Here is a 15,013-nt window from a genome sequence, read left to right as displayed (position 1 = left end):
TGCGCCCGCAATGCCGAATGTTGCGACAGGCTCGCTGTAACGAGCCATTACCAGTCGCAGCCGCGGGGATGCTCCAGATGCGCGCAGATGGCGCGACGATACGCGGTCTGCTCATTCCGCGCCAACGATGCGCCGCTATAATCCAGACTTTGCGTCGACAAACCGCCATGCTCCAGGCACTCCCTCCCCTGGCTTCAACCGTCGTGCGGCGCACGAGGCGCCTGTGGCGCCAGTTCGGCATCTTCTGGCTCGGCGCGATCGCGGTGGGTCTCGTCGCGGTGCTTTACGCGCGGCTCATCGACTGGGGTTACGCCGCATTCAACACGATGCAGCACCGGCACGTGTGGCTGCCGCTCCTCGTCACGCCGGCTGTGGCCGCGCTGTCCGTGTGGCTCACACGCCAGTTCTTTCGTGGCGCCGAGGGCAGCGGCATCCCGCAGGTCATCGCCACCCTGCACACGAATACTGGCGAAACCGGCTCGCGGCTGCTCACCGTCCCGATTCTGCTTGGCAAGATCGCCGTGTCATTCCTGGCGATTCTCGGCGGCTTCACGATCGGCCGCGAAGGGCCGACCGTCCAGGTTGGCGCGGCGCTCATGTTCAACCTGCGGCGCTTCTACCCGCGCTCGAACCGGCACATCGAACGGCAACTCGTGCTGGCCGGCGCGGCGGCGGGTCTGTCGGCAGCGTTCAATACGCCGCTCGCCGGAATCGTCTTCGCGATCGAGGAGCTCACCCGCAGCTTCGAGGCGCGCGCGAGCGGCGTGCTGATCACGGCGATCATCATCGCCGGTGTGATTGCGCTCGGCCTGAACGGCAACTACACGTATTTCGGCACGATCCAGATTGGCGCGCATTTCCCGAATCTGCTCGCGGTCGCCGTGGCGCTGACCGCCGTCGTGACCGGCATCGCGGGCGGCGTTTTCTGCTGGCTGCTGCTCAATACCGGGCGCTGGATTCCCGCGCCGCTGCGCACGCTGCACGGCGAATGGCCGGTCGCGTTTGCCGCGGTATGCGGGCTCCTGATCGCGGTGATCGGGCTGATTTCGGGTGGCACGACGTTCGGCAGCGGTTACGCCGAGGCACGCGGCCTGCTGGACGGCACCGTCAACCTGTCGGTGTTCTATCCGCTGCTGAAGATGGTCTCGATGGTCGGCTCGTATCTGCCGGGCATTCCCGGCGGCATCTTCGCGCCTTCGCTGTCGATCGGCGCGGGCTTCGGCAACGTGCTGCACATGGTGTTCGGCAGCATGGAACTGCAGATGCTGATCGCGCTTGCGATGGTCGGCTATCTGGCCGCGGTCACGCAATCGCCGATCACGGCTTTCGTCATCGTGATGGAAATGATCAACGGCCACGCACTGGTGATCTCACTGATGGCGACGGCGCTGATCTCGAGCCGCGTATCGCGCGTCTTCGCGCCGCCGCTCTACGAGACGCTCGCGCAACGCTATATGGCGCCACTGCGGCAAGCGGCGCCCGCGCCCGTCCCTGAAGTACCCGAAGCGGTCATCGAGGACGAACCAGGCGAGCAGTCAGCCGACACCCCGCGTCCATGACCGGCGCCACGCGCCGCCCGGTGAAACGGAACGCGCGCAGCGCCACAGAACCAGCATGCCAGCGAGGCCGGAAAACAGGCCCGCCTTTTATCCTGCGATCAAGCCTGGGGAATTTCGATCTTCACTTCGAGCACTTCGAGGTCGTCCTGACGCTCGAGGCTCACGCGGATATCGTCGTCGGAAATCTTGACGTACTTCGAGATGACCGCGACGAGCTCGCGCTGCAACGCCGGCAGATAATCCGCGGGCGCATGGCCCCCGGCGCGCTCGTGCGCGATGATCAGCTGCAGGCGCTCTTTCGCGACCGAAGCGGATCGCTTTTTCTCGCCCAGCAAAAACGTGAGAATCGACATGACGTGCGCTCCCCTTACTTGGTGCCGAAGAGGCGCTGCAGCAGGCCCGGCTTCTGGTAATCGGTAAAGCGAAGCGACTTCTGTTCGCCGAGGAAACGCGACACCACGTCTTTATAGGCTTCCGCCACGTCGGTACCGTCGAGGTGTACCGCCGGCAGCCCCTGGTTCGACGCATGCAGCACGGCTTCCGATTCCGGAATCACGCCGATCAGGTCGATGCGCAGGATTTCCTGGATGTCGGTGAGCGACAGCATTTCGCCTTCGCTCACGCGCTTCGGGTTGTAGCGGGTGATGAGCAGATGTTCCTTGATCGGCTCCTTGCCTTCGATGGCGCGCTTCGTCTTCGACGACAGCATGCCGAGAATGCGGTCCGAGTCGCGCACCGACGACACTTCCGGGTTCGTCACGATCAGCGCCTCGTCGGCGAAGTGCATCGCGAGCAGCGCGCCCGATTCGATACCCGCCGGCGAATCGCAGATGATGTATTCGAAGTCCATCGCGATCAGATCGTTGATGATCTTCTCGACGCCTTCCATCGTGAGCGCGTCCTTGTCGCGGGTCTGCGAGGCGGGCAGGATGAACAGGCTCTCGCACTTCTTGTCCTTGATGAGCGCCTGGTTCAGGTTCGCCTCACCCTGGATCACGTTGATGAGGTCGTACACCACGCGGCGCTCGCACCCCATGATCAGGTCGAGGTTACGCAGGCCGACGTCGAAGTCGATCACGACCGTCTTGCTGCCGCGCAGCGCGAGGGCAGATGCAAAACTCGCGCTCGTGGTCGTCTTGCCCACACCACCCTTGCCCGAAGTCACCACAATGATTTTTGCCATAACCCTTACCTTGTGTCCGTCAAATTCGTTCAGATTCTTGTGCAAGTCCGGCAGCAGCCCGGCCGGCAGCGCGCGATGAAAACACGGCGCGCGCGCCTGCCCGTCAGGTGAGCCGCAGCGGTTCGATCATCAGCTTTTCTTCGTCGAGCCGGATCTGCACCGGCTTGCCCAGCACATCCGCGGGGAGCGGGTTCTCGGTCGTCCGGTAGATGCCCGCGATCGAGATGAGTTCCGGCTCGAGACACGTGCAGAAAATGCGCGCGTCGTGATTGCCCTGCACGCCGGCGAGTGCCCGGCCGCGCAGCGGCGCATAGATATGGATGTTGCCTTCCGCGATCACCTCCGCGCCGTAGCTCACGAGGCCCAGCACGACGAGATCGCCCTTCGCGTAAATCCGCTGGCCCGAACGCAACGGCTTTTCGATCACGAGCGTTTGCGCCGAGGTCGCCACGCGCACCGGCTCGGCGGGTTGCGTGGCGGACGTCGCCGTCGCCTCGGCCGACGTTTCTACTGCGCCAGGCGCCGCCTGCGCATCGCTTCCGGCTTCGCCCGATGCTTCGCTGTCGCCCTTCGGAGCGGCACCGCGACGGTCGCGTGCTTCGAGGAACGGCAAGCCAGACTCGCTCGCCCACGTCTGCTGCGCCGCATCGGCGACGATGCCGACGGGGCGCATGCGCACGCTGTCGAGCAGCTGCGCGATGTCGGCGAGCGGCACGCTTTCCCCGGCGGCAAGCCGGCGCACGTCGATCGCGACGGTGTCGTTGGCGAAGAATTCCGGGGTCGCCTCGAAGCGCCGGGTCAGCTCGGCACGGATTGCGTCGAGGTCGGTTGTCTTGACCACGAACAGCAGCGTGTCGACAGAACCACTGCGCAATTCAAAAAAAGGCGATTTCCTGGGCGGCATGGCGTTCGGTAAAAAATTTTGCGTATTTTACAGGCGTCCACGCACACAGCCAGGTTTTTTGGCGATAAAGGACGCGAGACGGGAGAAAAAAAGATGCAGCGAACGCCGCAGCGACGGGGATGAAGCCTGAACGGCGGCGCCCGGCAGCACCACCGGACACATCATGGCGCCGGGGGCTCCGTTGCCGGCGCCACGTGACGCACCAGCAGGGTTTCCCACGCGTCGCCGGTGCGGATATGCTCGCCGGTCGGACCGAAGCCGAGGCGCTCGTAAAAGCGCATCGCGGTGCGGTTCGCGTCGGCCACCCACGCGTAGATTTCCCGCGCGCCCTGGCTCGAGAGCCATTCGCTCGCGGTGTTCACGAGCAGCTCGCCGCCGCGCAGATGCCGTACGGCGGGCGCCACCCACAGCTCGCTCACGAACGCGCGATGCAGCGCCGATTCCTCGAAACACGCGCCGATCAGACCGGCCGGATGGCCTTCCGTATAGAGGATAAACGAAGTGGCCTCCTCCGAGCCTGCGTGGCGAGCCGCGGTGGCATCGAACGAGGTGGCGTCGGCGAGGAGCGCATCTTCGAGCGTTTCGCCAAATGCGTAAGGCGCCTCGCGCAGCGACGCGGTGCGAAGCTCGCGGAAAACGGCGCCCTGGTCGACAGCAATACGGCGAACGGTCAGTGACGGACTCATGCAGACGAAAACCCCTTGAAGCGCTAACGCGTAGCTTTAACCGAACCGGCGCGCGAGTCAAATCCTTATTTTCACGACGTGTGCGGCGAGTCGCGCAAATCCAGGCACGCGGGGCGGTTCAGGGCGCCTCGTAAGCGCCCGTGCCGTCCGGCCAGGGCGTCAGCAGTTCGAACCCATCGTCGGTGACGGCGATCATGTGCTCCCATTGCGCCGACAGCGAGCGGTCCTTCGTGACCACGGTCCAGCCGTCGCGCATGACGGTGGTGCCGGCGCGGCCCGCGTTGACCATCGGCTCGATCGTGAACACCATGCCGGGCTTCAGGCGCGTGCCCTGCCCCGGCTGACCGTAGTGCAGCACCTGTGGATCTTCGTGATAGACCTTGCCGATGCCATGGCCGCAGTAGTCGCGCACGATCGAGAAGCCCTTGCGCTGCGCGGTCTGCTGGATCGCATGGCCGACGTCGCCGAGCGTCGCGCCCGGCTTCACCTGACGAATACCCGCGATCATCGCTTCATAGGTGGTGTCGATCAGCTCGCGCGCGACCGGGCTCGGCTCGCCCACGCAGTACATGCGGCTCGTGTCGCCGAAATAGCCGTCCTTGATGATGGCGACGTCGATGTTGACGATGTCGCCGTCTTTCAGCACTTCGCCGCGGTCTGGAATGCCGTGGCACACGACCGAATTGACCGACGTGCAGACCGTCTTCGGAAAACCCATGTAGCCGATATTGGCGGGGATGACCTTCAGCGTGTTGACGATGAAGTCGTTGCACAGCGCGTCGAGGTGATCCGTCGACACGCCGGCTTTCACGTGTTCGCCAATCATCGCGAGCACATCCGCCGCGAGACGGCCTGAAATGCGCAGCCGGGCGATGTCGTCGGGAGTCTTGTAAGTGATGGCCATATCGTGTGCGCGTGTTCCGTTCAATGCAGGACAGCGTGTACGTCATGAACCTGCGCGTCGCGCCGCGCTCGCGGCGCCGTCGCAACCGGCAGACCTGACCTGAAAACGCCGCTGCCCAGGTTGTCGATCGGACAATTGTACAGATGATGCGCATTTCGCATCCGGTGCGGCTGCGTTGCGAAGCATCGTGTAGCACGCGTTACACCTGACAAACGCGCATTCAATCAGGTATCCAGAGTATTTATTTACTGTGCGCGCGCAACGGAATCAACCGGACTTTCACGCATCTACCCTGACACGCGTGACATAAAGGCGCCTGAGGTTCCCTTTTTTCAAACGCGATTCGCACCAACCGCGGCGCCTGAACGGCGCTCGTACGGCACTCACCGCGCGCCTACATCTGCGCGAGCTTCTCCAGCGCGCGCCGCCATACCTGCTGCGTGCGCAGTCCGGTGAGTTCGCGCCAGTCCGCGTCGGCGGGATAAAAATGTTCGAGCATCGCCGCCTTGATCCGGCGGCCGGTTGCGTCGAGCGGATCGCCGTGCAGATGCAGCCAGTGGTCGTCGCGCAGGATCGTATGACCGACGTGCCCATCGTAGGTCCCGCACTCGATGACGAACTGCATCAGGTTCACGTCGTGCAGCTGGTCGAGCAGCGCCTGCGACGTGTAGCCCGTCGCGGTCGCCGCGACGCCGGTGTCGGACGTGGCGTCGGCGGCCGTGATGATCGTGTGCAGCCACGGGCCGTAGACCGATTGCGCGGTCGCGTGCGCGGGGTAGCTGCGCTCCGCGATCGTCATCAGCAGCGGATAGCCGAACGGACCCGCGCCCGTGTGCAGGTCGAAGCTCATCGCCGTGCGGGCGCCCGCGACGTGGTCGGCCATGATCGCGCGCACGGTGCGGTTGGTCCACGTGGCCGACTTGCCGCCGAAGAACAACCCGTTGCCATGCACATACTGCCCGGCTTCGACGATGTTCATCATCGGCGTGTGGCCGAGATTGCGCGCGTGCGTGGCGAACAGCTCGTCCGCGGCGCGGCGGCCCGGGCCGTCGAGGTCTCTCGCCAGATAGATTTCATGCAGCGTTTCGTACGCGGCGTTGGCCGGCAGCGGGCCGTCGAAGCTGACGTAGTTGCGGTTCACGTCGACGTTGTCCTCGTTCACGCGGCGCATCCACGCCGTGCCCCACGGATTGACGAGATGCACGAGCACCACCGACACGTCCTTCGGCAGGTCGCGTCCGCGCAGATCGTGCAGCAGACGGATCTGGCATTCCGAGCCGTAATAGCCCTCGATGCCGTGCGTGCCCGAAATCGCGACGAGACGATTCGGCGCGTTGCGATCGCCGAGCACCGCGACGTCGGTGGCGAGCGCTTCGCCGCGCGGCCCCTTTAGCGGATGCGGATAGTCGAAGTGTTCGCCGCCCGCGTCGGCGACCGCCTGCACAAACCGCTGGCGCTGGTCTTCGTAACACGGGGATTCGATGAAAGCGGAGGTCATGGCACGTCCCGAAACGTAGGCGAAAACGAAATGATGCCGCGCGCGGCGTATGAAAGCGAGCCTTTGTGGAGGGCGCTGTGCGTTGCCAGCGCGTTGTGAGGTGCCGGACTTCGCGCTCGCCGGATGATGGCTGGCTTTAGTGGCTGATATCCGTCGACCGCCGGGGGTCCAGCGTCACTACCGCCGCTAGTCCACCGCCGGCCAGGGCAGCCGTTCGAGCGACCAGTCCAGTTCGACGCCCACGACGCAGCGCCCCTGCTCCGTCGGCACCGCGATGGTCACGGCGATGCACGGCCGGCCGCTCGCGAGCGAGAGATACGGGCTGCTCGTCACCGGCACGCCCGGGCGCAGCACCGCGTTCCTGAAGTACGGCCGATGATCCCACCGCGCATCGCGCGGATTCGCGACCGGTTGCAGCGAATCGCCCGCTTTCGCCGACGCCATGCCGTTCACCTCGAGCCCGACCTGACGGCCGCTTTCGTCGAGAATGAAACAGCTGATGCACAGTTCGAGCGTCGCGAGCGGCGCGAATGCTTCTTCGAGCGGCACGCCGCCCGAGTACGCCTGCGCCGCAAGATCGAGCGCAAGGCGATATGGATGAAGCTCCGATTCGAACCGCGCGTGCTGATGCGCACGGCCTTCGGCGATCACGTCGAACGCGTGATCGATGCGGCGGTTCACCGGCTCCGGTGGCGTGATCGTCGTGGCGGGCCGGCCGAGCAGATAGCCCTGCGCGAAGTCCACGTTCGATTCGACGGCGAGAATCAGTTCGTCCGTCGTCTCCACGCCTTCGACGACGACCAGCATGCCCGCCTGATGCAGCAGCGAAACCAGTTTCGGCAGGATGGGCTGCCGCGCGCCGGGGCTCGTCGCGCGGATCAGTTCGCCATCGAGCTTCACGAGGTCCGGGCGGATCTGAAAGAGGCGGTCCAGATTCGAGTGCCCGGCGCCGAAATCGTCGACCGCGATCAGGAAACCGTGTTCGCGGTACTGCGCCGCCGCGCGTGACAGATCGTCGACGCTGCCGCCGTGCGACTCCAGCAACTCCAGCACGACGCGCTCCGGACCAAGTCCGGCCGAGCGCGCGATGTCCGCGAGTTGATCCGCGTAGCCTTCCGCGACAAACGAAACAGGCAGGATGTTGAGGAACACCCACGCGTCGTCGGGAATCACGCGTGCGGCGTTGGCAAGATGCAGCGCGTGACTCACCCGGTCCAGGTCGCTCTCGCTGGTGAACGGTCTGGGTGCGAACAGGATGGCCGGCGCGATGACCGAGCCGTCGTCGCGCTCGCCGCGCAGCAGCGCCTCGAAGCCAACCTGCTTCTGATGCGAAAGACTGTAGAGCGGCTGGAAATGCGACGTCAGATAGTGGTCGTCCCACGGCTGACGGAGCGGTTCACGCGACGAAGCCCCACGTGCGAGCGCGTCGCTGCCCGGCGACTGAATCGCCTTGAGCCGCGCGGCGTCATCCGCCGCGGCCCGTTCGGCGCACACGCGATTGCGGCCCGAATACTTGGCACGCAGCAGCGCCTCGTCGGCGCGATCGAGCAGCGACATGATGCCTTCGCCCGCGCGATATTCCGCGACGCCAAAACTTGCCGTCAACGCGCCGTCGGGGCGCGCGATGCCCGAGATCGCGACGCGCAGCGTCTCGGCGAACCCGAGCGCGCCGCGCAATCCGCCGGGCCGCAGCAACGCGAACTCTTCGCCACCGATGCGGCTGACGTTGTCGTCCGCGCTGGTCTGCGCTTTCAGGATCTGCGCGACTTCATGGAGCATCTGGTCGCCGACCGAGTGACCGAAGCGGTCGTTCAACGACTTGAAGTAGTCGATATCGACGAAGATCGCGCTAAATGTTGCGCTTTCGTCGGGCGTCGACAGCAGCTTCTCCGCGCCTTGCCTGAACGCGCGACGGTTTTGCAGACCGGTCAGCGGATCGGTGGCAGCGAGCTGCACGAGCTGGTCTTCGAGCAGGAAGTGATTGCGTCGGAGCCAGTAGAAGCAGCCGTGCAAGACCGCCGCCGACAGGAAGCTGATCGCGACCCACGACCAGCAAACGAAATACACCCCGTCGTGCGCTCCATGCACGTTCAGCAGAACCGGCAGCCCGCTCGCATAAAACGCGACGGTGCCGAAAAGAAATTGCGTGGGCGTCAGCCACAGCGGCGCGGCACCCATCACGACCATCACCATCGCGGGGAGCGCCCACAGCAGTGGCGACGCGAGACCGACGATGTTGAGCCCGATGCCGGCATGCAACATCAGCGTGTACGCAACGCTGACGGCGCCAAAAACCCACGTGGTCTTCGCGCGCGACATCGCCATGGCGAGCAGCGCGAGACACAGTCCGCAGGCGAGCCGGTACTGCAACCCGACCGCCGGAGCGTCGACGGCACTACGCATCGCGACAAACGACAGATACGCCACGACGGCAAACGCCATCGTGATCGCGGATAGCGGACGCTGATGTTCCAGCGAACGCAGATGAAACCGGCGACGAAAGCCGGCATCAGTAATCTGTCGCGTGGTGGAGGAAAGCATATCGATGAGATATCAGGCCGGCTTCGGTCACTCTGCCAATGGTTAACGGCAAAAAATCGCCAGGGTTGAGCGGGTAAGCCCGTGAGGCGTGACGGCGCTGGATGGCACGGCGCAGTGGGTGGTGCTGTCTGCTCGCGGCTCGCCTCCGTTCGCACCCAATAGGGCATCCAGAAGAGCGCCGACGTTTTCGCGCAAGGCCACTTGAGGACGTCCCGATCCAGAACCAGTCCCACGACGGGACGCACCACAACGCTGGCTATGCGATGCAACGAGGATGCCCGGAGAAATGCGTCGAGCACTTACTCCCCGGGGTACATGCAAGTGCATACGGATGCCTGCACCCAGATGTGGACATTGGTGAAACACTAGAAATACAAGATCGCTTCAACGCGATCTTGTATGAGACGGAAGGTTACTGCGGCTTCGATAATTCCCAAATGGCGCTAAAGTACTCAGCGAGTTCCTCTGTATTCACTTTTCCATCAGCGACATCGACCATTAGATCTTCAAGTGCAGCCAGTCGGGGAATGAAAACTCCCTGCTCTTCCAGGTAGGTGAGAGCGCATGTGAGATCCGTGCGTTTATTCGCATCGTTGAATACGTGTCCGCGAGCTATAGCCTCTGCATACGTCGCGGCGATCCCGAAAACATCATCCAGACCGGCGTAGTGCGCATGATTGGCAACACGATGGAGCGCTGCTTCGACTCCGCCACGACCTCCATGAGCAAACCCGGTAAGGCCACCGAAGTCCCGCAGGATTTCATCATGGATGGTAATGACGTAGTCAAGATCCAGCAAATCAACGATCCTTCAACGCAGTCAGCACGTCTCGATGCTCGGAGATGACCTTCCGGGCAGCGCGCAAGATGTCACTCTTTTGAGCTTGTGTCGCGGCCTTCACTTCAGTCTTAGGACGGATGATCGTTCGGGGCTTGAGTTCTACCCCGTACAGTTCCTTCCTCTTGGCAGTGGTCATGATTGCTCCCGGTTTTCGCGAAATATGCATGCAAATCAACGGCTTAAAGTATGCATCAGCTCGCGGTCTGGCGTCAGCAGCAATCATAGCATTTGTCAAATAAGCCAGGAAAAACTGCCGCCACCCACCACACTCGACAGCGCAGCCATTGAGTCTTTAGTGTCGGGTGGATTCTTTGGCGGGTAGAAACGAAAACAGGCCCCGAAGGGCCTGTTTTCATGATGTTCTGGCGGAAAGGGTGGGATTCGAACCCACGGTACAGCAAAACTGTACACCGGATTTCGAGTCCGGCGCATTCGACCACTCTGCCACCTTTCCGGCATTGTTGACGCTCCGCTTGTTCGCTTCTGCGTCAATCCTCAAGCGGGTCGCTGCTTGGGGAAGCGAAGATTATAGAACAGTTGAAAACGCTTTCCAAGCCCCTTTCTGTAAAAACACGTAGAGGCCCGAAGCGATCCGCCCTCCGCTCAGGCGGCCGCAGGGACTTCCAGGCGTTCAATTCCGCCCAGATACGGACGCAGCGCCACCGGCACCGTCACCGAGCCATCCGCGTTCTGGAAGTTTTCGAGTACCGCAACCAGCGTGCGGCCAACCGCGAGGCCGGAGCCATTCAGCGTATGCACGAGTTCCGGCTTGCCCTGCGCGTTGCGATAACGCGCCTGCATGCGACGCGCCTGGAACGCTTCGGTGTTCGAGCAGCTCGAAATCTCCCGATACGTGTTCTGCGCCGGCACCCACACTTCGAGGTCGTAGGTCTTCGTCGCGGAAAAACCCATGTCGCCCGTACACAGCGTGATCACGCGATACGGCAACTCGAGCTTCTGCAGGATTGTTTCAGCGTGCACGACCATCTGCTCCAGCGCGTCATACGACGTTTCCGGCGCGACGATCTGCACCATCTCGACCTTGTCGAACTGATGCTGGCGAATCAGGCCACGCGTGTCGCGGCCGTACGATCCGGCTTCCGAGCGGAAACAGGGCGAATGCGCGGTGAGCTTAACGGGTAGCGCCGCCTCATCGAGAATGCTGTCGCGCACCGTGTTCGTCAGCGAAATCTCCGACGTCGAAATCAGGTACTGCGTGACCGTGTTCTCACCACCGCCCTTCTCGACGCGGAACATGTCGTCGGCGAATTTCGGCAGCTGGCCGGTGCCGTACAGGATTTCCGGATTGACGATGTACGGCGTGTACACCTCGGTGTAGCCGTGATGCTGCGTGTGCGTGTCGATCATGAACTGCGCGAGCGCGCGATGCAGACGCGCGATCTGTCCGCGCAGCAGCGTGAACCGCGCACCCGACAGTTTCGCGCCCGTTTCGAAATCGAGACCGAGCGGCGTGCCGACATCGACGTGATCCTTCACCTCGAAATCGAACTGGCGCGGCGTGCCCCAGCGGCGCACCTCGACGTTGTCCGTCTCGTCCCGTCCGGCCGGCACGCTTTCGTGCGGCAGGTTCGGCACGCCCAGCAGCAGATCCGACAGACGCTTCTGGATATCTTCCAGCTGCGCCGCCGACGCCTTCATCCCGTCGCCCAGACCGCCCACTTCGGCCATCACGGCCGACGTATCCTCGCCACGCCCCTTCATGCCGCCGATCTGCTTCGACAGGCTGTTACGACGGGCCTGCAGGTCTTCGGTACGGGTCTGGATGGCGCGGCGTTCTGCTTCGAGTGCGGAGAACGCCGCCACGTCGAGGATATAGCCGCGGTCGGCGAGGCGTTTCGCGACGCCGTCGAGGTCTTTGCGCAGCAGCTGGATGTCGAGCATGGGATTGGGGCGGGTATTCGTTGTGTGAAGGTGCGATTTTAGCGCAACCGGCCGGCGGATCAGCCGCGCGGCGCGGCGTTGTGCGCGGCGTCAGTCTTTCTTCTGCCGGTTCTCGCTGCGCCATTGCGCATCGAGTTCACGCAGGCGGTTCATCTTGTCGGCGATCTTGCCTTCGAGACCACGCGGCGTCGGTTCATACCAGTGTGGCTCGCGCATGCCATCAGGAAGATAGGTTTCGCCCGCCGCGTACGCGTCGGGCTCATCGTGCGCGTAGCGATAGTCGTGACCATAGCCAAGCTCTTTCATCAGCTTCGTCGGCGCGTTGCGCAGGTGAACCGGCACGCCCCGCGACTGGTCCTTGCCGACGAACCGGCGCGCCTCGTTGTACGCCATATAGCCCGCGTTCGACTTCGGTGCGACCGCAAGATAGATGATCGCCTGCGCGAGCGCGAGTTCACCCTCCGGCGTGCCGAGACGCTCATAGGTCTCGGCGGCGTCGAGCGCGATGCGCGCGGCGCGCGGATCGGCAAGACCGATGTCCTCCCACGCCATGCGCACGATGCGCCGCGCGAGATAACGCGCGTCCGCGCCGCCGTCGAGCATGCGGCAGAACCAGTACAGCGCGCCGTCCGGATTGCTGCCGCGCACGGATTTATGCAGCGCGCTGATCTGGTCGTAAAACGCATCGCCGCCCTTGTCGAAGCGGCGCAGGTTCTCGGTGAGCGCGCTGCCGAGCAACGCGCCGTCGATCTCCGACGTCTTCTGCTGCGCGGCGGCCCGCGCGATGATTTCCATGTTGTTCAGCAGCTTGCGACCGTCGCCGTCGGCGGAGCCGATCAGCGCATCGCGCGCTTCGTCCGTGAACGTGAGGCCGCCGAGTTCTTTCTGCGCGCGATCGAGCAGTTCGCGCTGCTCGTCGTCGTCCAGACTTTTCAGCACGTACACAGCGGCCCGGGACAGCAATGCACTGTTCACCTCGAACGAGGGGTTCTCGGTGGTTGCGCCGACGAACACGAACAGCCCCGACTCGACGTGCGGAAGAAACGCATCCTGCTGGCTCTTGTTGAAACGATGAACCTCGTCGACGAACACGAGCGTCTGATGGCCGCGCGCACGATGGACCTGCGCGGTTTCGACGGCCTCGCGGATATCCTTCACGCCCGACAGCACCGCCGACAACGCGATGAATTCCGCATGAAACGCGTCGGCCATGAGGCGCGCGAGCGTGGTTTTGCCGACGCCGGGCGGGCCCCAGAGGATCATCGAATGCGCCTCGCCCGATTCGAATGCGACACGCAGCGGCTTGTTCGGACCCAGCAGGTGCTTCTGTCCGATCACTTCGTCGACAGTGCGGGGGCGCAGCCGCTCGGCGAGTGGCACGTTGGCACGGGTTTCTTCAAACATGGCGTTTTGTGGATAATCTCGCATTCGGTACAGCAAGGCGCATGCACGGGCGGTATGCCCTGCACGGTCCTGCATTATGACAGCCGGCAGACCGCGGCGAGATGCGCGCACGCGACGTTAGCCATCCGGCCAGGGTCACGGCGCGGCCCGTGCGCGGCACAATGTGGTCATGCGGTCGTGCGCTTGTGAACCGGGGCGCGCACGTTGCCCAGTCGCATCAAGATAAATTAGCAACACACAGGGACACCTTTAGATGGCAAACGATCCAGTCTCCGGCGAAGCCGGCTCTACTTACGCTCCGCTTACACCGGTGCCCGATTCGCGGCGCGCGTTCCGCACCGGCGACGCGTTCGCCCTGTGGTTCTCGCTCGGCATCGGCCTGCTGGTCGCGCAGGCGGGCGCGCTGCTCGTGCCTGGCCTGTCGCTGCCGCACGCGCTGGCCGCGATCGTCATCGGCAGCGTGATTGGCGTCGTGCTGCTGGCGCTGGCTGGCGTGATCGGCACGGATACGGGGCTCGCGGCCATGTCGTCGCTGCGGCCCACGCTGGGCGTGCGCGGCGCCTCGGTGCCGGCCGTGCTCAACGCGGTGCAGCTCGTCGGCTGGGGCTCGTTCGAAATCATCGTGATGCGCGATTCCGCCGATGCGCTTGCCAGACAGTCGTTCGGCCTTTCGATGCCGCTCGCCTGGACGGTGATCTTCGGCGTGCTGGCCACGCTGCTCGCGATCAGCGGGCCGCTATCGTTCGTGCGGCGTTTCCTGCGCACCTGGGGCATCTGGCTCCTGCTGGCGGGCGCGCTGTGGCTCACGTGGAATCTGCTCGCGAAACACGATCTCGCCGCGCTGATGCAGCGTCCCGGCACGGGTGAGATGCCGTTCGGCGGCGCGATCGATCTGGTGGTTGCGATGCCCCTTTCATGGTTGCCGCTGATCGCGGATTACACGCGCTTTGGCCGTCGCGCGGGCGAGACGTTTCGCGGCACGCTGCTCGGCTACGGCATCGCGAATATCTGGTTCTACGCACTCGGCGCGATCTATGGCCTTGCTGCCGGCGGTGGCGATGCGCTCCTGACCACGGCGCTCGCGCAGGCCGGTGGCGGCCTCGCGCTGCTGCTGATCCTCATCGATGAAATCGACAACGCGTTTGCCGATATTCACTCGGCGGCCGTGTCGACCGGCACGTTCTGGACGCGCATGAGCGTGCCACTGCTTTCGGCTTCGTTCGGCGCGGTCTGCACGCTGATCGCGCTGGCTGTGCCGATGGCGAAGTACCAGAACTTCCTGCTGCTGATCGGCTCGGTGTTCGCGCCGCTCTTCGGCGTGGTGCTGGTGGATCACTTCATCGTCCGCAAGCGTCGTATCGATGCGGCGGCGATCGGCGACGTGCGCGGGCGTTATGGTTTCTCGGGCGGCTGGCATGTCAGCGCGTTCATCGCGTGGGCAATCGGCATCGCGGCCTATCAGGCGATCAATCAATGGCTGCCGAATCTCGGCGCAACACTGCCGGCGCTGGCAATCGGCGCGCTGTGTTATCTCGCGTTCGTGTCCGCGCGACGCGAAGCGTACGCGTAAGTGCAAATGGCCCGCTCACAT

Annotated in this window: 13 protein-coding genes and 1 tRNA gene; 2 read left to right on the top strand and 12 right to left on the bottom strand. The window is 64.0% G+C overall.

Annotated elements, in window-relative coordinates; translation table 11 throughout:
* Positions 1-167: 167 nt before the first annotated feature.
* Positions 168-1,559, top strand: a complete 1,392-nt coding sequence (locus tag BLV45_RS02995) for a chloride channel protein (protein ID WP_090528761.1) — start codon at positions 168-170, stop codon at positions 1,557-1,559.
* A gap of 98 nt (positions 1,560-1,657) precedes the next feature.
* Here BLV45_RS02995 and minE read toward each other — a convergent pair whose 3' ends face one another.
* The 12 genes from minE to BLV45_RS02940 all read right to left on the bottom strand — a co-directional run bounded on the left by minE (position 1,658) and on the right by BLV45_RS02940 (position 13,422).
* Positions 1,658-1,912 carry a cell division topological specificity factor MinE gene (gene minE / locus BLV45_RS02990; protein ID WP_090528758.1) on the bottom strand — a complete coding sequence of 85 codons (255 nt, stop codon included), beginning with the start codon at positions 1,910-1,912 and terminating at the stop codon, positions 1,658-1,660.
* A 14-nt stretch (positions 1,913-1,926) separates the two neighbouring features.
* The gene (minD, locus tag BLV45_RS02985) at positions 1,927-2,742 is read right to left on the bottom strand and encodes a septum site-determining protein MinD (protein ID WP_090528755.1); all 816 of its coding nucleotides are present in this window, start codon (positions 2,740-2,742) and stop codon (positions 1,927-1,929) included.
* A gap of 103 nt (positions 2,743-2,845) precedes the next feature.
* Complete coding sequence (gene minC / locus BLV45_RS02980) at positions 2,846-3,646, bottom strand: septum site-determining protein MinC (RefSeq protein WP_090528752.1); 801 nt, start codon at positions 3,644-3,646, stop codon at positions 2,846-2,848.
* Between the two features lie 161 nt (positions 3,647-3,807).
* Positions 3,808-4,332 carry a GNAT family N-acetyltransferase gene (locus BLV45_RS02975; RefSeq protein ID WP_090528749.1) on the bottom strand — a complete coding sequence of 175 codons (525 nt, stop codon included), beginning with the start codon at positions 4,330-4,332 and terminating at the stop codon, positions 3,808-3,810.
* A gap of 118 nt (positions 4,333-4,450) precedes the next feature.
* Positions 4,451-5,236 carry a type I methionyl aminopeptidase gene (gene map, locus BLV45_RS02970; RefSeq protein WP_090528746.1) on the bottom strand — a complete coding sequence of 262 codons (786 nt, stop codon included), beginning with the start codon at positions 5,234-5,236 and terminating at the stop codon, positions 4,451-4,453.
* A 394-nt stretch (positions 5,237-5,630) separates the two neighbouring features.
* Positions 5,631-6,734: a DUF2817 domain-containing protein gene (locus BLV45_RS02965; protein ID WP_090528743.1), complete on the bottom strand. Its 1,104-nt coding sequence runs from the start codon at positions 6,732-6,734 to the stop codon at positions 5,631-5,633.
* Between the two features lie 186 nt (positions 6,735-6,920).
* Complete coding sequence (locus BLV45_RS02960) at positions 6,921-9,275, bottom strand: bifunctional diguanylate cyclase/phosphodiesterase (RefSeq protein ID WP_090528740.1); 2,355 nt, start codon at positions 9,273-9,275, stop codon at positions 6,921-6,923.
* A 412-nt stretch (positions 9,276-9,687) separates the two neighbouring features.
* The gene (locus tag BLV45_RS02955; protein ID WP_090528738.1) at positions 9,688-10,074 is read right to left on the bottom strand and encodes a type II toxin-antitoxin system death-on-curing family toxin; all 387 of its coding nucleotides are present in this window, start codon (positions 10,072-10,074) and stop codon (positions 9,688-9,690) included.
* Position 10,075: 1 nt separating this feature from the next.
* On the bottom strand, positions 10,076-10,252 hold the full coding sequence (locus tag BLV45_RS27385) for a hypothetical protein (RefSeq protein WP_176954054.1): 177 nt from the start codon (positions 10,250-10,252) through the stop codon (positions 10,076-10,078).
* 227 nt (positions 10,253-10,479) lie between these two features.
* A tRNA-Ser gene (locus BLV45_RS02950) sits at positions 10,480-10,570 on the bottom strand.
* Between the two features lie 149 nt (positions 10,571-10,719).
* On the bottom strand, positions 10,720-12,018 hold the full coding sequence (gene serS / locus BLV45_RS02945; RefSeq protein ID WP_090528734.1) for a serine--tRNA ligase: 1,299 nt from the start codon (positions 12,016-12,018) through the stop codon (positions 10,720-10,722).
* Between the two features lie 90 nt (positions 12,019-12,108).
* The gene (locus BLV45_RS02940) at positions 12,109-13,422 is read right to left on the bottom strand and encodes a replication-associated recombination protein A (protein WP_090528729.1); all 1,314 of its coding nucleotides are present in this window, start codon (positions 13,420-13,422) and stop codon (positions 12,109-12,111) included.
* 253 nt (positions 13,423-13,675) lie between these two features.
* On the opposite strand from BLV45_RS02940, the gene cytX reads away from it, so the two are divergent.
* A complete protein-coding gene (gene cytX, locus BLV45_RS02935) occupies positions 13,676-14,992 on the top strand; it encodes a putative hydroxymethylpyrimidine transporter CytX (RefSeq protein WP_090528726.1) in 1,317 nt (438 codons plus the stop codon).
* Positions 14,993-15,013 lie beyond the last annotated feature (21 nt).

Origin of the sequence: Paraburkholderia sartisoli (assembly GCF_900107685.1) — a bacterium.
Taxonomy (GTDB): Bacteria; Pseudomonadota; Gammaproteobacteria; order Burkholderiales; family Burkholderiaceae; genus Paraburkholderia; species Paraburkholderia sartisoli.
This window is presented reverse-complemented; position numbering and strand designations above follow the sequence as displayed.